The following is an 18,828-nucleotide window of genomic DNA, read 5'->3' as shown; positions in this document are numbered from 1 at the left end:
ATTTTAAACTGTACTTATCACGGTATTTACATCAAAAAACCGTAATTTAATAGTAGCAGCCGGATGGTAATTTTTCCGCATGTTATGAGCCTTAAAAATTGATACTTCCTTCCCGATCGGCAATACGGACGCAACCCGGTGTACCACTAACACCCTAAACTTCTGCCGTATGAAAATGTATGATGAAAAACACATTAAGAACATTGTGCTCATTGGCGCTGCCAAGAGCGGAAAAACCACGCTGGCTGAGGACATGTTGTTCGAAGCCGGCATTATCAGTAAAAGGGGTACTGTTGAAGAAAGGAACACCGTGTCCGACTACCACGAAGTGGAGCATGAAAGGGGAAACTCTGTGTATGCTACCCTGGCCCATACGGAGTGGCGGGATTACAAGATCAATATCATAGACACGCCGGGGTCTGAGGATTTTGTGGGGGAGGTCATCTCTTCCATCCGGGTTTGCGATACAGCGGTTTTGCTGCTGCATGCGTATAACGGGGTGGAAGTTGGAACAGAACTGATCTGGGATTATATCGACCAATACAATAAACCTACTATCCTCGCTATCAATCACCTGGACCATGAAAACGCTAACTATACCCAAACGCTGGAACAGGCGCGGGCATTTTTTGGTCCGGCCGTAACGGTGATGCAATACCCGATCAACCAGGGGCCGGGTTTCAATGCCATCATCGATCTGTTGAAAATGACGATGTACCGCTTTCCGGCAGGAGGTGGTAAACCGGAGAAATTACCTATTCCGCCGGAAGAACAGGAACAGGCGGATAAATTGCATAATGAACTGGTAGAGAAAGCCGCTGAAAATGATGATGCCCTTATGGAACTGTTCTTCGAGAAAGGGAGTCTTGATGAAGATGAACTGCGGCAGGGATTGAAAATAGGCATGATGAAACACCAGGTATTCCCGGTGTTCTGTCTTTGTGCACGCAGTAATATGGGCAGCGGCCGCATGATGGGGTTCATAGACAATGTTGCCCCTTCCGCCGTGGAAATGCCGCCTGAACAAACAGAAGAAGGAAAAGAAATTCCCTGCGATCCTGCAGGCCCTACCTGTTTGTTCATTTTCAAAACTTTACTGGAGCCGCATATCGGTAAACTTTCCTTCTTCAAAGTAATGAGCGGGGAACTGAAAGCCGGGCAGGAGTTGTACAATGAAAAAGGCAATGTATCTGAAAGACTGAACCAGTTGTTCATTGCAGATGGAAAGAACCGCCAGCCCGTTGAACGCCTGCGTTCCGGAGATATCGGCTGCACACTCAAACTGAAAAATACTTTCACCAATCATACACTCAATGATAAGAACTACAATGCGCAGGTGGACCCTATTCACTTCCCTGCTCCCAAAGTACGGGTGGCCATTGTAGCAAAAAATAAAGGCGATGATGAAAAACTCAGTGAAGTGCTGAGTGAGATACACATGGAAGATCCCACACTTGAAATTGAATACAATCGTGAATTGAACCAGGTGATCCTCCATGGCCAGGGCGATCTGCATCTGCTGGTCACTAAATGGCGGCTGGAGAATATCTATAACATGCCCGTGGATTATCTGCCTGCGCGGATCCCTTATCGGGAAACCATTCAGAAACCGGCGATGAGTTCTTACCGGCATAAGAAACAATCCGGTGGTGCAGGGCAGTTTGGAGAAGTGTTTATGAAGATAGAACCTTACTATGAAGGCATGCCGGCATTCAAGGAATATACAGTCCGTGAAACGGAAGAGATTGCATTGAACTGGGGAGGAAAACTGGTGTTCAACAATTGTATTGTAGGTGGGGCTATTGATACGCGTTTTCTCCCGTCTATCCTGAAAGGAGTGATGGAGAAGATGCAGGAAGGACCACTTACCGGTTCTTATGTCCGGGATATACGGGTGAGTGTATACGATGGTAAAATGCATCCGGTAGATAGCAATGATATCTCTTTCAAGATAGCAGGCATGATGGCATTCCGGGAAGCTTTCCACCAGGCGGCGCCGCAGTTGCTGGAGCCGGTATATGACCTGGAAGCTTCTGCTCCCGGAGCGATGATGGGAGATATTATGAGTGAACTGCAAAGCCACCGGAGTATTATTACAGGCATGGATAGTGGTAACGCCAGCCAGGTGATCAAAGCACGGACGCCGCAGGCTGAGCTGGATAAATTGTATTCTTCCTTACGGAATGTTACGCAGGGGAAGGCTAAAGTGAAAGCGGTTTTTGCGGAGTATGCGCCCGTGCCGGCAGATGTGCAGAAGAAACTGAGTGAGGATTATAAGAAAACGGAGGCGCAGAATGGGCAGCATTGAGAGGGGGCGAACTATAATCCTCTGAAGCCAAAGGCGGTATTTGCTGTTGATCCTCCGCTTGACTGGGAACGTTTTTTCAATTCATTCATGGAGCATTGCAGATCCTGAGCAATTGATGAAATGGTTACTGTCTCAGCACTGATACTGCCCCCAGGTTTCCCTATCCAGTTTCCTGAACTCTATTGCTTCTGCAATATGTGGCGAATCTATCTCTTCTGCTCCTGCAAGGTCTGCTATCGTACGGCTGACCTTTAAGATACGATTGTACGCGCGGGCAGAAAGATGCAGGTGTTTCATGGCTCTGTCCAAAAGTGTTCGTGCTTGTGGGAGTAGTCTGCAATAAAGATGCATTTGTTTATTATTCATTTGGGCATTGCAGAAAATGACATGCCGTTCATTTTTAAATCGCTGTGCCTGAATGCCGCGTGCTGTGATAACACGTTCCCTTATAGTAGCGCTTGATTCATTTAGTACATCATCTTCAATCATGAGGGAAGGAGGAACCGGCGTTACTTCAATATGCAGATCGATACGGTCTAATAAAGGGCCGGATATTTTATTGAGGTATTTTTGTACAGCACCCGGTGGGCAGCAACAATGTTTGAGCGGATGATTGAAATATCCACAGGGACAGGGATTCATAGATGCCACCAACATAAAGCTGCTGGGGAAGTCAACAGTGAAGCTGATACGTGAGATCGTTACCTTTCTTTCTTCCATAGGTTGCCGCAATACTTCTAAGGCGGTGCTTTTAAACTCAGGTATTTCATCTAAAAAGAGTACGCCATTCTGCGCTAAGGAAATTTCTCCGGGCTGTGGTGTTGAACCTCCTCCTACTAAAGCTACATCACTGATCGTATGATGAGGGGAACGGAAAGGCCTGCTTGTGATCACCTGACCTGCTTTTCCTACAACAGAATGGATTTTTGTTGTTTCCAATGCTTCCTGTAAGGTCAATGGTGGAAGTATAGTAGGGAGCCGCTGCGCGATCATTGTTTTACCCACTCCTGGTGCACCAACCATCAGGATATTATGCCCGCCTGCCGCTGCTATTTCCATTCCGCGTTTTACGAAATACTGGCCTTTTACTTCTGAGAAGTCTAAATCAAAAGTGTGCTGGGGTGTATAGTCTATGGGAGGTGTTGGAGAAATTGATATTTCACCTTTCAGGAAGGAAATTATTTCATTAATGTGGCGAATGCCGTAAACATCCAATCCATTCACCATCGCAGCTTCTGCAGCATTCTGTGCCGGAAGGATAATGCCTTTGAAGCCTTCTTTCTTTGCCTGTAACGCCATTGGCAACGCGCCACGAATTGGCCTTAATGTTCCATCCAGCGACAACTCTCCCATGATGATAAATTGCGTGGTATCATGCACCGGCGTGAGTTGTTTGGAAGCCGCCAGTATACCCACAGCAATAGGCAGATCATAAGCGGCACCGACTTTTCGGATGTCTGCAGGCGCCATGTTCACGATCGTGCGGAGGCGTGGCATTTTGTAGCCGATATTTTTGATAACGGTTTCAATGCGGTATTCACTTTCTTTTACCGCATTATCTGGCAGGCCCACAAGATAGAACTGTGTACCCTGGCCAACATTCACTTCTATGGTGATGGTAATGGCTTCCACGCCCTGAACGGCGCTGCCGAATATTTTAATTAACATGGGACAAACAATGGTTATCTTCCGAAGATAAAGTATTTACTATAATTTATGAAAACGACTTTATCCGCTTTGCTCCTCATTAGCCTACTCTCACTAACAGCTTGTTCTGATAGAACAATTGTTATCAATGATCTGTCAAAACCAATGGAACGGATGGTAATATCAGAAAAGAAAGATCCTTTTAACTATCGATTATGGCTCAAGGGAGAAGCAGATGGCAGTTATAAGGTAAACAGGATAGATCTTCCAAAAGGTAAAGTGGATACCAGTTTTCTGGTAGACTGGTATGCAGATACACTTGTGATTAAATATGAACCTGGCACCGCTAAGAAGGGGCGCTTAACGATCAGGTATAGTTTTTAATCGCTATTTCATATTCGCCAGTAACTCAATCACTTTTTCTCTTTTCAATATGAGGTACCCGATCTTCTCCTTTGCGATACCATCTTTCAACTCATAAGTGAAACGCAGATCATCGTCCACTACATCAGACTGGAAGTATTTGAAGATGATCTGGTCTTCTGTTCTTAGTTCTTCTGCAATCTCATACAGGTGAGTGGAGAGAATGAAGAGGCAGTTATGATTCTGCAACAGGCCATTGATCACGGCAAGGGAGCAGTTCTTCGCATCTTCCACATTCGTGCCTTTGAACATTTCGTCTATCAAAATGAGCCAGTTCTTTTTGTCACTGATCTTGATGATGGTGTTCTTTATGCGTTGTACTTCATTGAAGAAATAACTTTCTCCTTTGAAGATGTTGTCCTTCACATCGATGTTGCTGAGGATCCCGTGGAAGAAAGTGAGCTGCATCTGCTCTGCCGGAACACCCATACCCAGGTGTGCCAGGAAAACTGCGATACCTACTGCTTTAATGAAAGTTGTTTTGCCGGCCATGTTTGCACCTGTAAGGAAAATAAAGTGACGGTGCGGATCCATGGCTACATCATAAGCAACGGGCTGCGGCAGGATGAGGTGGTATAATTTTTTGATCTCAATATGCGGCTTTGGTTCTTCCTGGAATTTAGGGAAGGTGAGTTTGAAGTTACGGATAGCTACGGCCATACTGTGATAAGCATCCAGGCGGGTGTAGAGTTCCGTGAGTTCCCATAATACTTTTTTATGCCTGCGGCGGATCAACCGGTCGTGGCGGAGGATCTCCACGTAGTTTAACCTGTTATTATTGTGCAGGGCAACGATATCATCGAATTCTTTGTGGCTGAGGAGTACGCGGGCTCTTTCTAATATCAGGCGCAGGGTAGTGGGTGCTGCGGCTGCATCAAATGTATCTACCAGCATTCTGAAGCCATTGATGAGATTCAGTAACTGATCGAAGGAGAATTTAATGAACCCGAAATCAGGCGCGTAAATGGTTTTTGTGATGAAGGCGTTGAGGTATAAAGAAACACCGTCTGAACTGGAGATAGGTTCTATTTCTGCGTTCAGGTAATTCTCCACTACTACAATGGTACCGTTGCTGATCATTGGTGGCCAGGCGGTTTCATTGTCCAGCAGGAACTGTAACATCTGCTGGCGGTCGTGAATAGCTTTCAGGTCTTTCAGTGGTGTGCTGAACAGGGTGCGCAGATATTCCCGGCCTCCGGACGTGGTGGTGAAATCCATTTTATGGAACAGGGAGTATTCATCTTCCCGGTTAAAGATCGATAGGTCGAGGTAGGTTGTTTTATCCAGCTCCATTCGCAGAATTTTTAGTGAATTTACAGTGAAACATGTTAACGAGGTAGATGCAGGAATGATAAATTTCCATAAAGTGTGAAAGGCCGCAGCCATGGAGGGCTGCGGCCTTACTGTTGATATTTTGAGCAACTGCAGCTTCCCAGGCTGAGGGTGCTGGTTTCCTTACGCGTTGAACAATAACCTTTGCCCCGGCTGGTTCTCATTGAACTGCCCGTTTTCGTAAGCAAGGTGCCCGCTCACAATGGTATGGGTAACCGCCGCAGGGAAAGTATGCCCTTCAAAGGGGCTCCAGCCGCATTTATAGTAGATATTCTCTTTTGTAACGGTAGTGGATTGATGAAGGTCCACGATCACGCAATCCGCATGATATCCTTCGCGGATGTAACCTCTTTCTTTGATGCGAAAGCAAATGGCCGGTGCATGGCTCATCTTTTCCACCATCTTTTCGATCGTGAAGCGGCCGGCTTTCACTTGTTCAAGCATCATCAGCAGGCTGTGTTGTACCAGGGGTACACCGGAAGGGGCTTGCAGATAGGCCTGCTGCTTTTCGTCCCAGGTGTGGGGTGCATGGTCTGTGGCAATGATATCCAGTTTGTTGTCCAGCATGCCCTGCCAGAGCGCTTCGCGGTGATGCGGGGCTTTGATGGCGGGGTTGCATTTGATCAGGTTACCGTATTTCGTGTAGTCATCTGCGGTAAACCAGAGATGGTGTACGCAAACCTCTGCGGTGATGCGTTTTTCTGACAGGGGAAGCATATTGCCGAAGAGCTGTAATTCCTTTTCTGTAGAGATATGCAGGATGTGCAGTCTTGAATTGTGTTTCTGTGCAAACTGGATGGCAACCAGGGAGGATTCAAAACAGGCTTCTTCGTTGCGGATCAGGGGATGATCTGCTGCGGAAAGGCGATCGCCTTTTTCCTGTTTGTATTTCTCCATATTGGTACGGATGATCTTTTCATCTTCGCAATGTGTGGCAATGAGCAGTTCAGTTTCAGAGAAGATCTTTTCCAGGGTGAGGTAATTATCCACGAGCATATTGCCGGTGGAGGAACCCATGAATATTTTTATACCGCAGACCCTGTCTTTCTTTGCATTGGCTTTCAGTACTTCTTCTGCATTGTCGTTTGCAACACCCATAAAAAAGGAGTAGTTGGCCAGCGATCCTTTAGCGGCAATATTGTATTTATCTTCCAGTAGTTCCTGTGTAAGGGCTGCAGGTTTTGTGTTGGGCATTTCCATGAAGCTGGTGGTGCCGCCTGCTACGGCTGCGCGGGCTTCCGTCTGTATTGTTGCCTTTTCGGTAAGGCCTGGTTCGCGGAAATGTACCTGATCGTCTATTACCCCGGGCAGCAGGTGTTTTCCTTCTCCATTGATCTCTTTGCCTTCAGCACCACTTATCTGCGGCGCTATCTTCTCAATGCGGCCATTACGGATCAGTACATCCTGAACCGTTGTGCTACCTTCATTGACAACTGATATATTTCTGATGATGATATTTTGCATGGGGCAAAGTTATCCAAAACGGACTAGCCCTGCAAATGAATGGAGAACACGATCATGCGTGAGTTCAACTGGTCTATCACATTGGAGTAGCGCAGGTTTTTGTCCAGCACGTGTACATTGTTAAGGCCATTGCTGATCTTGAACTCGGGGGTGAAGATGAAGCTTTCAAAGTAGAATTCGAATCCTGCGCCCAATTCAAAGCCATAAGTGGTCTTATTGATCTTAACGAGGTCTTCTGCACGGCGGGTGGCTTTATTGGAGGCCAGGTCCTGGTCTATTTTTAAACCGGCTATCGTGTAGACGCGCATGTTATTGATGCGGTCTGATTTGAATTTGAGTTGTATGGGGAAACTTACTACGATAGATTCTACTTTTTTCTCGGTTTCCCTGAGCGGGTAGTTCTCTTTGTAGTATAAGTTCTTATTGGCGAAAAGGAGCTGAGGGTTCACGCGCAGGTCGAAACGGTGATTGAGCCTGAGATTGGCCAGCAGGCCCAGGTTGAACCCTACTGTTTTCAGGGGTTCTGCCACCATAATAGAATCCTGTTTCAGGAACAGGTCCGAATGGGTGAGCCGGAAGTTGGATTGATTGGCGGCTAACGTAATCCCGAAATAATAAGGTTTACGGTCATGTTCCTCCATATTCAAATTCTGTTGTGCTTTTGCCGGCATGGCACTCAACAAGAGCAGAAAAGCACCCGCTATCGGGTAGCGCAATAAATGGAACATATGCCGAATGTTAGCGTTTTGCATGTAACAGCCTGAAACCCAATTTTCTGTAAAATGTCAACCATCACCTGGCCTTGTGGAAATGCTTTCACGGAACTGGGCAGATACGAGTAAGCTGCTTTATTCCGGGCGATCCATTTCCCGATCGTAGGTGTAATATAACGAAAATAAAAGTTATATAATTGCTTAATAGGTGTTTTAGTAGGGTTTGAGAACTCCAGAATGACCATTTTACCGCCGGGCTTCAGTACCCGGTACATTTCAGCCAGTCCTTTTTCCAGGTTCTCAAAGTTCCGCACGCCAAAAGCGGCGGTTATGGCATCAAACGTTGTATCGGGGAAACTTATTGTTTCACTGTCTCCGGCCTGGAGGGTGATCTTATCACTTAAGCCGGCTTTGGCCACTTTTTCCCGGCCAAAGGCGAGCATGCCTTCGGAGATATCTATGCCTATCACTTTATCAGGTTGGAGCATGCGTTGTGCCATGATGGCAACGTCTCCTGTGCCGGTGGCTACATCCAGTATCATTTTGGGCTGAAGGGGAACGAGGAGTTTCAGTGCTTTTTTACGCCATCCCACGTCAACTCCCAGGCTCATGAAGTGGTTCATGAAGTCGTACCTCCCGGCAATATCATTGAACATGTGGGCTATCTGCTCCTTCTTGCTTAAATTTGAGCCTTCAAAAGGAACCGTTTTCTGTAGATCTTTGCTCGCCATAGGGCGCAAAGTTAAGAGAATTATAGTTGAGGGGCCGCAAATGGAAAAATTATGGTGATCAAATCAGCAGAATATCTTATCAGTAGTCCGGACTATGAAAAATGTCCGGCAGGGGATAAGCCGGAGTATGCCTTTATCGGGCGTTCGAATGTGGGGAAGTCCAGTTTGATCAATATGCTGATGAATCAGCAGAAACTGGCCAAAACTTCCGGCACACCGGGCAAAACGCAGCTGATCAACCATTTTCTGATCAATAAAGCCTGGTATATAGTGGATCTTCCGGGGTATGGTTTTGCGAAAGTTTCGCAGAGTCAGCGCCGGAACTGGGAACAGATGATAGAGAATTATTTACGCAAACGCCCTAACCTGGTGAATGTATTTGTGTTGATAGACAGCCGGCATACACCGCAGAAATTAGACCTTGATTTTGTGAATCAGCTGGGGAAGTGGGAGATACCTTTTCAATTGGTGTTCACTAAGGCAGATAAAACCACGCAGCTGGAAACCAGCCGGAATGTGAAGGCATTTTTGAACAAGATGCGGGAAACCTGGCAGTTTTTACCGGCGCATCATGTAACGTCCACCGTCAAAAAAATGGGCCGGGATAATATCCTGGCGTTTATAGATGAGATGAACGCGCGGTTCCAGGGAATCGCATAAAACAATAAGGCGCAAAAGGCTGGGGCCCTTTTTACGCGGTGGTCAGTTCACGATCTTATTCGCGCAACTGCTGCTGGCAAAGGCTTCTGGTTTGGCTTTGAAGGCAAAGCCCATACCCAGGATGTAGCCCATTGCTTCGCGGAGCGCCAGATTGCTTTTGAACTGTGGGTTGGTGTTGATGTCTGCATGTACTTCCATGTCAACATCATACTCCGTAAACAGATCGCAGAGTTCATAAGCAATTTCAATACTTTTCGCTACTTCTACCAGCATCCTTTCTTTGATGGAATAGACATCTTTTGTTCTTTCGTTGTGAATGAACATAAAGCCACCGTGTCCCTCGCGCAGGAATACAATAACAGTAGCGAATTCCGTGTCGGCGCCCTTTACCTGGGAATCGGTGCCTATGCACACCTTTAAGCGGTAGGAATTGCCCGTCTCCCGGACAATTGCCTGACGCACCTCCTCCTTGATAGGTAAATGAATAGGATCGCCATTGAACCTTCTCCATTTCATGGGTTGAGTGTTTAGAAAATGAATACTATCCGGAATGCCTGTCTGTTGAGTCTTGGGCCGGTATGGGGTAACAGGATGTATTATGTATTAACCGAATATACGAAAAATAACTGCAGTGAGGATTAAGGCAGTTTTAAGTTTTGAGGTTTGGGGAAATTGTGTGGATTAGTATTGACCGGTGCTGAGCAATACAAGTGTGCAGGCTTCCTGGGCTTTTACACCGTGTTCTGCGGCTAACTTGATCAGTTCTGTATTCTCTGTACCGGGATTGAAGATGATGCGTTTAGGCTGCAGGCTGAAGATGTAATCATAGTATTCCTGCTGCAAAGTAGGATTGAGGTATAACGTTACCGTATCAACGTCCGTTACGTTGGGATGTTCTGTAATGATGGGTGTATCACCAATCTGCCCTGCCCGTTTTCCGATAGCGATCACAGGATGCCCGTTTGCGCGGAGGCGCGAAACAGCCAGGAAGCTATACCGTTGTGGATTTTCCGAAGCGCCGATCACTACTGTCAGTTTTGGTGTACTCATACTGTAAAAATACGGAATGCTTTTATATATTTAGCGCTATGAAATTCTTACTGCTGCTATTATTAGCCGGTTCTCCGAAGAAGGATAGTATTCCATTGCTGTTGGCGGACCCTACTATCTTCACCTGGAAAGGAACGCATTATGCATTTGGCACCAATGCCAATAATGGTTTTCATGCATTTGTGTCGAAGGACCTTGTGCATTGGGCGGATAGCGGTATGGCCTTAACGAAGGGGGAAAGCTTTGGGGATAAAGGATTCTGGGCGCCGCAGGTGTTCCAGCACAACAATAAATTCTATATGGCTTATACGGCTAACGAAGAGATCGCGATAGCAGAGAGTGATCATCCGGCAGGACCCTATAAACAGAAAGATCTTCGTTCCATACCTGCAGATAAAAGGCAGATAGATCCTTTTGTGTTTTTTGATGAAGGGAAGATCTATATGTACCATGTACGGCTGGATAGTGGTAACCGCATTTTTGTAGGAGAGTTGAATAAAGACCTGAGTGGCTTTATTCCTGGTACAGTCAGAAAATGCATGCAGGCAGGGGAGGGATGGGAGAACACTGCGAATGCTCCCTGGCCTGTAATGGAAGGACCTACAGTGATCAAAAAAGATAAGCAGTATTACATGTTCTACTCCTGTAATGATTTCAGGAATATTGATTACGCGGTGGGTGTTGCAGTGAGTAATTCACCAGTGGGGCCATGGAAAAGATATGAAGGTAATCCCATCATCAGCAGAAAGAATACAGGCCAGAATGGTTCCGGGCATGGAGATGTATTGCGTGTTGGTAACAAGTGGTATTATGTTTTCCATGTTCATAATAATGAACAGCGTACCGGGCCACGTAAGACTTATATCGTAGAACTGAAGTGGGGTAAAGGTTTTCCGGCGATGATACCTGCTTCTCAGCGTGCTTTATTTAATAACCTTTAGCAGCGTGCTGTAAAACCAGTTCTCTTCCGATTTAATAAATGCATTGAGGGCAGCATCTGTCTGATGCGCGAACTTCTGGATGTTCTGCATGGTTTCGCGGAAGGCTTTCACGTGTTTATCTTTCGGATCGCCTTCTACTTTATTCAATTGGAGTAATACTTTGAGCACGGGGTCCAGTTCCCGTTTTTTTCTTTCACGCGCAATGGCGGTGCCTACTCTCCAGATATCTTTTTCTGCAATGAAGAATTCCTTACGTTCACCGGGTACCAGCACTTTTTCCACGATGCCCCAGTTCATCAATTCACGCACATTCATATTCGCATTCCCGCGGGAGATATCTAATCCCTCCATGATCTCTTCAGCACTGAGTGGTTCCGGCGCAATGAGCAGCAGGGCATGGATCTGTGCCATGGTGCGGTTAACACCCCATTGCGCACCCAATAATCCCCAGGATTGTATGAATTGTGCTTTTGCTTCTGACAACTTCATATCCCAAATCTAAAATAAGTTTCCGAACTTTCAAAAGTTAGTGAAATGTTAGGAGGGAGAGTGGAGGCCTATGCGGTTGCCTTCGGAATCTTTGAAAATAGCAATAAAGCCATGGTCTGATTCTTCGGATACGGGATGTTTTTCTTTTTCAATACATCCGCCGGCTGCAGGTACGCGGGCCAGTACTTCTGCCAGGTCGTTTCCACAATAGAGATATACCAGGCAGCCCCGCTGGCTGGGAATATGATCAGGGCCCTGAACAATGGCGCCACCTATTCCGCCGGATTCAGCATCATAAGGGAGCAGGCCAAGACGGTCCGATCCGAAGTTCATTTCAGTGATTTCTGAATTTAGAATATGGCTGTAGAAGCTCCTCGCCCGGTCGAAATTGCTAACGGGTATCTCAAACCAGTTGATTGCATTCTTTGGAAATTGCATTGCGATTCATATTGGGGACAATATTTAAATTTAATGAAATAAGAGGACATTTTTTGCGATTTTTCTAATAATTAGGGAATGTAGTACTCCGTTGACAGGAACAATGGAGCGTTTTTGTGCAGATTTTATCTGAAATTAGCTTAATGGTTGTGTAATCCTTGCTTTATCCTAGCTTCATTCTTGTGCAAACCTGCTCCGGATAAGGAGATGAAGCAAGGATAAAGCAACAATGAAGCAAGGATAAAGCAAGGATAAAGCAACAATGAAGCAAGGATAAGGCAAGGATAAAGCAGCAATGAAGCAAGGATAAGGCAAGGATAAAGCAGCAATGAAGCAAGGATAAAGCCACAATGGAGCAACCATTAAGCAAGGATAAAGCCCAGGATAAAGCATAAAAAAAGGCTGCCTCTTTACGGAGACAGCCTTTTAAAGATATAATGATGGTTTACACCAGCATGGTAACAGGATTTTCCATCAAAGTTTTGAAGGTTACGAGGAAACGTGCTCCCACAGCTCCATCTACAGTGCGGTGGTCACAGCTCATGGTCACTTTCATTACATTGGTGGCTTTGAACTGGCCATTTTCCACGATCACGGTTTCCTTGATAGCACCTACCGCGAGGATAGCAGAATCAGGAGGATTGATGATGGCGGTGAAATGCTCGATACCCATCATACCCAGGTTAGATACCGTGAAGGTATTGCCGGAGTAATCGTTGGGTTGCAGTTTCTTATTCTTGGCCTTGTCGTTCAGTGTTTTAGTTTCAGCAGCGATCTGGGAGAAGCTCTTCTGATCTGCGAAGCGGATCACAGGAACGATCAGCCCTTCATCCACGGCAACGGCAGAACCGATGTGGATGTGGTGGTTATGGCGGATGGTGTCGCCTAACCAGCTGCTGTTCACGTCAGGATGTTGACGTAAAGCCATGGCAGCGGCTTTGATGACCATATCGTTGAACGATACTTTCACCGGAGATATTTTATTGATGGCTTCGCGGGACTTCATCGCCTCGTCCATGTTGATTTCCATGGTGAGGTAGAAGTGCGGGGCCTGGAACTTGCTTTCTGCGAGGCGGCGGGCGATAGCCTTCCGCATTTGTGATACAGGAGTATCTGTATGGCTTTCCTGGCCAACAGGTGCAAAGGCAGCAACCTGGGCTGGTGCAGCAGCAGCGGCAGTACTGGAAGGTGCTGCGGCAGGAGCTGTTTTAGATGGAACGAAATTGTCCACATCTTTCTTGATGATCCTTCCGCCATCTCCGGAACCGGTTACCTTGCTGATATCGATGCCTTTATCTTCTGCCAGTCTTTTAGCCAGCGGGGATGCTTTTACGCGGCCATCCGTGGAGCCGTTTGAAGCAGCAGGGGCTTCAGCCTGGGCAGGAGCGGTTGTTCCGGCAGCAGCTTCAGCAGGAGCAGCAGCTTTTGGAGCGGCGCCGCCTGATTTTTCTGCAGCCAGGATGGGAGATATATCAGTTCCTTTTTTTCCTACGATAGCGATGATACCATTCACTTTGGCTACTTGTCCTTCCGGAACACCAATGTGGAGCAGGGTACCGTCAGCATAACCGATCACTTCCATGGTGGCCTTATCGGTTTCCACTTCTGCGAGTACGTCATCGCTTTTTACGGCATCACCTTCTTTTTTGTTCCAGGCAACGATCTTGCCTTCTGTCATGGTATCGCTGAGCAGCGGCATCCGGATCACGGTAGCATTTTTCAATGCAGCTTCTACGGCGCCATTGTCTACTGCGGGTGCAGCTGCAGCGGGAGCTGCTTCTGCTTTGGGAGCAGGGGCTGCGGCATCTGCTTTAGGGGCAGCGGCTTTAGCGTCTCCGCCTTCCAGCAGTGGTTTGTAATCTTCACCGGCTTTACCAACAATGGCGATGATACCATTTACTTTGGCGGCCTGCCCTTTCTCTACACCAATATATAATAATGTGCCATCAGCGTAAGCCATCACTTCCATGGTAGCCTTATCGGTTTCCACTTCTGCGATCACATCGTCTGACTTTACGGTATCTCCTACCTTCTTATGCCATTCCGCAATCACCCCTTCTGTCATCGTATCACTTAAAAGGGGCATTCTGATAACTTCTGCCATAGTCTTTCTTCGAAATTTTGCCCAAACCTACAAGTTTTTGCGCAGAAACGCAAAGCCTGTAAGCGCAGGGAGTTTAAAAAATATTCATTTCCCTTGCGGGATAACGGTTTAAAAATCAAGTTCCATGTTCAGCCTGTCCTTCAACTCTTTCACCAGCGGGTATTTTTCGATCATCCGGGCAAACTGTTCCCGGCTGGAAAGTGCCACGGGGCCAGTGTCTTCATTCTGCTGCTGGCTCTCATCCAACTGTAACGTAAGAATGAGGTTATTGTTTTTGAACTTCTTCTTGAAGAATTCTGATATTTCCAGTTTTTCTTCTTCCATGAAGCGGAACTGTACGATGTTCCTGCTCACGATGCCAATTTCCTGCTGATTGATCAGGATCACCTGTGCCAGCTGGAGATTGCTCACTACCGTCATTTTGTTAGCCTGGCGGAAGCGGTCTATGAATTCCTCCCAATATACAACCAGTGCGCCTGCCGTCAAAGGGATGGCCATATTTTCCAAGCTATCCTGTTGTTGTTTGGCTGCCAGGGCTTCTCTCATGGCGGAAAGGCCGGTGAGTTTTGTCTGGGGGGTAGTTGGTTTTGGGGGAGTGGGAGCGGGCGTAGCGGGTCTGGCAGTGTTGCCTGTGTTAGATGGCGTAGTGCCGGAATAGGCAGCCGGAGCTGTGCCTGTATTACCTGATGCGGGGTTACCGGTATAGGCCGTGCCCGCATTGTTTGCCGGTATTGTGCCGGAATAGGCTGTGGCTGCATTGTTTGCAGGCGCAGTGCCGGAATTAGCTGTATTCGCAGCTGCTGGTTTCTCCACTTCTATCGTTAAGCGCGGTGCTTCAGGCGTGATCGTCTTTGTAGTAGCGGGTTTACCGTAAATCGGCTGCGGCAGCGGGGCTCTCAGTCTTTGCGGCGCTCCTTCAGGAATCAGGTTTTTTTTTACCACCTCCCCGGTCTGATCATTGCTTACCAGGGTCACTGCCTGTTGCAGGTAACATAACCTGATAAGGGCCATTTCCACATGTAACCTTTTATTCCGCGCCATGCGGTAACCGATCTCTGTTTCGTTGAGCAGGTGTAAGGCCGTTACGATATAAGCAGCACTGATGCGGCCGCTCATTTGTTTATAACGGTCTTTCAGATTGGTGCTTACTTCCATGAGGTGCAGCACTTTATCGTCTTTACACACCAGCAGGTTCCGGAGGAATTCTGCCCAGCCGCCGAGGAAGTTATCCCCTTCAAATCCTTTCTGGAGGATCTCATCAAAAATGAGCAGGGCGCCGGCTATATCCTGTACCAGCACACACTCCATCACTTTAAAGAAGTAATCGTAATCGAGTATGTTGAGGTGTTCAAGGGTATTCTGATAGGTGAGCTGCCCGCCTGTGAAACTCACGATCTTGTCCAGCGTACTGAGGGAATCCCTCATACAACCATCTGTTTTCTGGGCAATGAGGTGCAGGGCATCTCCTTCTGCAGTCATGTGCTCTTTCTGCACAATTTCCTGCAGGTGGTTCACCGTATCCTGGATGGTGATCCGTTTAAAATCAAAGATCTGGCACCGGCTCAGGATGGTAGGCAGGATCTTGTGCTTTTCCGTGGTGGCCAGGATGAATATGGCATAGGAAGGCGGTTCTTCCAGTGTTTTCAGAAATGCGTTGAAGGCGGATGAGCTGAGCATGTGTACCTCATCTATGATATAGATCTTGTACTTGCCCGCCTGTGGCGCAAAACGCACCTGGTCCACCAGGGTACGGATATCGTCTACCGAGTTATTGGAGGCGGCATCCAGCTCATGGATATTAAAAGAACTGCCTTCGTTGAAAGTCCGGCAGGAGTCGCAGGTATCACAGGCTTCTCCTTCAGCGGTGAGGTTTTCACAGTTGATGGTTTTAGCCAGGATACGGGCACAGGTGGTTTTACCTACTCCCCGCGGTCCGCAAAACAGGAAGGCATGCGCCAGCTGATTATTGCGGATGGCATTTTTAAGTGTTGTTGTTATATGGGCTTGCCCAACTACCGTAGAGAAGTTCTGCGGACGGTATTTACGGGCGGATACTATAAAATTTTCCATGATGGGATTCGCTCCTTTCCAGGGATCGAAAGTAAAGTAAAAAATAAAAAGTAAAAAGTGAAAAGAATCAAACCCGCTCTGGTGGCTGTTTCTTTAGTTTCTGGCCAGCAGTGCTGCCGTGAATTCAAGGTAGTCTTTTTTACGCAGTTCAGTAACATCCGTGTAATTACTCACAGCACGATGGGTAAGGCGGTACAGGCGTACGATCTCTTCCTGGTGGATAGCGTTTTCCTGCAGGTAGGTATAATTGGTTTCCAGGAAGCGGCGGGTGTCTTCCACAAAGGTATTGTCCAGTTCAGCCGGGATGTCCGCCGTTTCCAGCATATTCTCCAGCATGGGCTTCAGTACCTTTTCTTCTTTTTTAACCGCCTTTAGCTGGTCCAGCAGGGCATGCAGGTGCTGGTCTTCCATATTATACAGGATCTGCACCTGTCGGATCACCATGGTGGCCTGGGATTCCATCTCCCGGGTTTTGCGCTGATGGAGGAGCACATTATCATATAAACCCCTGAAGGTTTGAGCAGCTTCCAGGCTTTTTTGCTCTGCCATGTACAAATGGTACTGGTAAAGGTCTTTCTCGTATTGCTGCAGCCAGGCGCTTTGTTCTTCAATTTCCTTTTCCAGGGAAATGGCCAGTGTGCGGGCGGCGCTCCTTTCATATTTCCGGTTGTCGAACTCAAAGTGCCGGGTATCGATGTGTTTATCTGCGATGGCTACCAGCAGGGCATGATCGATCTTGTTCTGGAAGAACCGTTTGATCCTGGTGGTGATGGCAGTATTATAAAGGTCTTTGGTTTCTCCTTTGAAGGGCAAACCTGCTGTGAGTCCTTTGATATCGCGGAAGGGCCTGTTCTTATAAAAGCCTGCAAAGATCTCCGGAAAGCGGTAGCGGGTATGCAGCAGGGAAATGTCTTTGATGAACCCGGATGCAGACTCTGTGTATCTGGCAGGCGGCCTTCCCGGGAAACGTTCTGCATAGAGGTTTTGGGTGATGTTTTCCTGTAATTCAGATGCATCGTTGAACAATACCCAGGGGCTGGTGGTGTCCATTTCCACTTTTACATTGGCGGCCAGGATGCGTGCTTCCCTTTCTGCATCAGAAGGGTGGGAGGCCCACTGGTCTTTATACTGCACGCGGCTGCTGATAGTCCGGGCCAGGTATTCATCAGATATTTCCGGCAGCCCATCTACAATACGGAGCTGATGATGGTTTGAAATATAGTGCAGCAGGGCTGTTTGTGCTGAGTAGATGTTCTCAAAACAGGCATCCCTTTCTGCTGCTTCAGAGAGGTGTTTGCTGCAATAGGCATAACAGTGATTGCTCAAAGCGAGCCTGCGGATGGAATTGATAGCCGGCTGGCTGCCGGCCACAGCTACAGAAACAGCATCTGCATGAAACTCCATTTCCCGGGAAAGGCCCATATACAGCCGGTGGATCTGCTGGTATAACATACCCAGTACAGTTTGAATGAATTGCATCAGCAGGAGTGTAACATGCGGGATCACGTTATAGATATTGATGGTATGGGCAATGTCCGCCCATCTCTCCAGTAGTTTACCTCCTCCGGAATGGCGCTGGTAGAGCATTTTGTAAATGCTTTTGTGGATGGCATATACATAACTTCCCAGTTTGGTGCTGCGTTGGGAGAAGTGCCCGAGTTCATGGGCAATCACCATTTTAAATTCACTCAGGTGTACCGTATTTACCAGGCCCAGGCCTATTTCCAGGTTTTTGCGTACAGGCCAGAACATGCTCAGGAAGCTGGAATTATAGAACACAGCAGCGTTTACCTCCGGGTTGATGTACACCTTTTTGGGCATGGAGGTTTGCATGTCTTTTGTTAGCTGGCGGATAAAGGCAAAAAGGCGGGGATGTTCTTCTTCGTGTATTTGTACCCGGTAGTGCGCTTCGTCTTTATATGGAGTGAAGATAAATTTAACAAGAAAGAAAAGGAGCAGGCCTCCCCATAAGATGATGATGGCTGCGATAAAGTAAAAGAAAAAGGAGTAAACACCATGGCCCTTCATTATATGGATCAGGCTGATGCCGCCCCAGATGAAGGTTCCGGCGAGTGCAAGCGTGCTCAGCATTAAAAGCAGGTACACCAGGAAAAATGCAAAAAGGCCAGCGATCACTTTGATGACCTGCGTGGTATAGCCTCTGGTTGGTTGGGTTAGCGTAACAGGTATTTCCGCCGGATTCGGCGGGTAATGTAAAAGTTTGCTCATAGGCTGGGACATTCTGAATAACGAGCACCCAATATACATTAATCCACTTTCCGGGATATACCCCGTACATGCTATGTTTCAAAGAGATATAAAAAAACGGTTGACCAAAAAGTAAAATGAGGGCCTTGAGAATTGCATAAACGCATGTGAGTCTTCATCAGGTACCCGAATAAAAAGGGGCTGACCAGTACTTTTTGGTCGGCCCCAGGTATTTTAAGCCGGAGCAGGT

16 protein-coding genes are annotated in these 18,828 nt (G+C 47.2%); 4 read left to right on the top strand and 12 right to left on the bottom strand.

Annotated elements, in window-relative coordinates:
• Window positions 1–169: 169 nt before the first annotated feature.
• On the top strand, window positions 170–2,308 hold the full coding sequence (locus tag AAHN97_RS20685) for an elongation factor G (protein WP_343303988.1): 2,139 nt from the start codon (window positions 170–172) through the stop codon (window positions 2,306–2,308).
• A gap of 132 nt (window positions 2,309–2,440) precedes the next feature.
• Here the strand turns inward: AAHN97_RS20685 and AAHN97_RS20680 are convergent, their stop codons facing one another.
• Window positions 2,441–3,976, bottom strand: coding sequence for a YifB family Mg chelatase-like AAA ATPase (locus tag AAHN97_RS20680; RefSeq protein ID WP_343303987.1), 1,536 nt, complete (start codon window positions 3,974–3,976; stop codon window positions 2,441–2,443).
• A gap of 153 nt (window positions 3,977–4,129) precedes the next feature.
• Between AAHN97_RS20680 and AAHN97_RS20675 the strand changes: the two genes are divergently transcribed.
• Entirely contained in the window at window positions 4,130–4,339 is a 210-nt protein-coding gene (locus tag AAHN97_RS20675; protein ID WP_343303986.1) for a hypothetical protein, read from the top strand.
• A gap of 3 nt (window positions 4,340–4,342) precedes the next feature.
• Here the strand turns inward: AAHN97_RS20675 and AAHN97_RS20670 are convergent, their stop codons facing one another.
• The 4 genes from AAHN97_RS20670 to ubiE form a co-directional block, all read right to left on the bottom strand.
• Window positions 4,343–5,671, bottom strand: coding sequence for a MutS-related protein (locus AAHN97_RS20670; RefSeq protein WP_343303985.1), 1,329 nt, complete (start codon window positions 5,669–5,671; stop codon window positions 4,343–4,345).
• Window positions 5,672–5,833: 162 nt separating this feature from the next.
• The gene (locus AAHN97_RS20665) at window positions 5,834–7,174 is read right to left on the bottom strand and encodes a dihydroorotase (protein WP_343303984.1); all 1,341 of its coding nucleotides are present in this window, start codon (window positions 7,172–7,174) and stop codon (window positions 5,834–5,836) included.
• A gap of 23 nt (window positions 7,175–7,197) precedes the next feature.
• The gene (locus AAHN97_RS20660) at window positions 7,198–7,902 is read right to left on the bottom strand and encodes an outer membrane beta-barrel protein (RefSeq protein WP_343303983.1); all 705 of its coding nucleotides are present in this window, start codon (window positions 7,900–7,902) and stop codon (window positions 7,198–7,200) included.
• Entirely contained in the window at window positions 7,875–8,618 is a 744-nt protein-coding gene (ubiE, locus tag AAHN97_RS20655) for a bifunctional demethylmenaquinone methyltransferase/2-methoxy-6-polyprenyl-1,4-benzoquinol methylase UbiE (protein ID WP_343303982.1), read from the bottom strand. The genes AAHN97_RS20660 and ubiE overlap by 28 nt, the downstream gene beginning before the upstream one ends.
• 51 nt (window positions 8,619–8,669) lie before the next feature.
• Between ubiE and yihA the strand changes: the two genes are divergently transcribed.
• On the top strand, window positions 8,670–9,278 hold the full coding sequence (gene yihA / locus AAHN97_RS20650; RefSeq protein ID WP_343303981.1) for a ribosome biogenesis GTP-binding protein YihA/YsxC: 609 nt from the start codon (window positions 8,670–8,672) through the stop codon (window positions 9,276–9,278).
• Between the two features lie 42 nt (window positions 9,279–9,320).
• On the opposite strand, the gene AAHN97_RS20645 is transcribed toward yihA, so the two are convergent.
• A complete protein-coding gene (locus tag AAHN97_RS20645; RefSeq protein ID WP_074242395.1) occupies window positions 9,321–9,794 on the bottom strand; it encodes a ribonuclease H-like YkuK family protein in 474 nt (157 codons plus the stop codon).
• 165 nt (window positions 9,795–9,959) lie between these two features.
• Window positions 9,960–10,328, bottom strand: coding sequence for a CoA-binding protein (locus AAHN97_RS20640; RefSeq protein WP_343303980.1), 369 nt, complete (start codon window positions 10,326–10,328; stop codon window positions 9,960–9,962).
• A gap of 38 nt (window positions 10,329–10,366) precedes the next feature.
• Here AAHN97_RS20640 and AAHN97_RS20635 point away from each other — a divergent pair, with 38 nt between their 5' ends.
• Entirely contained in the window at window positions 10,367–11,269 is a 903-nt protein-coding gene (locus tag AAHN97_RS20635; RefSeq protein ID WP_343303979.1) for a glycoside hydrolase family 43 protein, read from the top strand.
• Here the strand turns inward: AAHN97_RS20635 and AAHN97_RS20630 are convergent.
• From AAHN97_RS20630 to AAHN97_RS20610, 5 genes are all read right to left on the bottom strand, one after another.
• Window positions 11,252–11,758 (bottom strand): GbsR/MarR family transcriptional regulator, encoded by a 507-nt coding sequence (locus AAHN97_RS20630; RefSeq protein WP_074242398.1) that lies wholly within the window; start codon window positions 11,756–11,758, stop codon window positions 11,252–11,254. The two genes, AAHN97_RS20635 and AAHN97_RS20630, sit on opposite strands and share 18 nt — an antisense overlap.
• Window positions 11,759–11,806: 48 nt before the next feature.
• On the bottom strand, window positions 11,807–12,196 hold the full coding sequence (locus AAHN97_RS20625; RefSeq protein WP_343303978.1) for a VOC family protein: 390 nt from the start codon (window positions 12,194–12,196) through the stop codon (window positions 11,807–11,809).
• Window positions 12,197–12,641: 445 nt separating this feature from the next.
• Window positions 12,642–14,300: a pyruvate dehydrogenase complex dihydrolipoamide acetyltransferase gene (locus AAHN97_RS20620; RefSeq protein WP_343303977.1), complete on the bottom strand. Its 1,659-nt coding sequence runs from the start codon at window positions 14,298–14,300 to the stop codon at window positions 12,642–12,644.
• 108 nt (window positions 14,301–14,408) lie between these two features.
• Window positions 14,409–16,370, bottom strand: coding sequence for a DNA polymerase III subunit gamma/tau (locus AAHN97_RS20615; RefSeq protein WP_343303976.1), 1,962 nt, complete (start codon window positions 16,368–16,370; stop codon window positions 14,409–14,411).
• A 93-nt stretch (window positions 16,371–16,463) separates the two neighbouring features.
• The gene (locus AAHN97_RS20610; protein WP_343303975.1) at window positions 16,464–18,599 is read right to left on the bottom strand and encodes a M48 family metallopeptidase; all 2,136 of its coding nucleotides are present in this window, start codon (window positions 18,597–18,599) and stop codon (window positions 16,464–16,466) included.
• Between the last annotated feature and the right edge of the window lie 229 nt (window positions 18,600–18,828).

The organism is Chitinophaga niabensis, assembly GCF_039545795.1.
Classification (GTDB): domain Bacteria; phylum Bacteroidota; class Bacteroidia; order Chitinophagales; family Chitinophagaceae; genus Chitinophaga; species Chitinophaga niabensis_B.
This window is presented reverse-complemented; position numbering and strand designations above follow the sequence as displayed.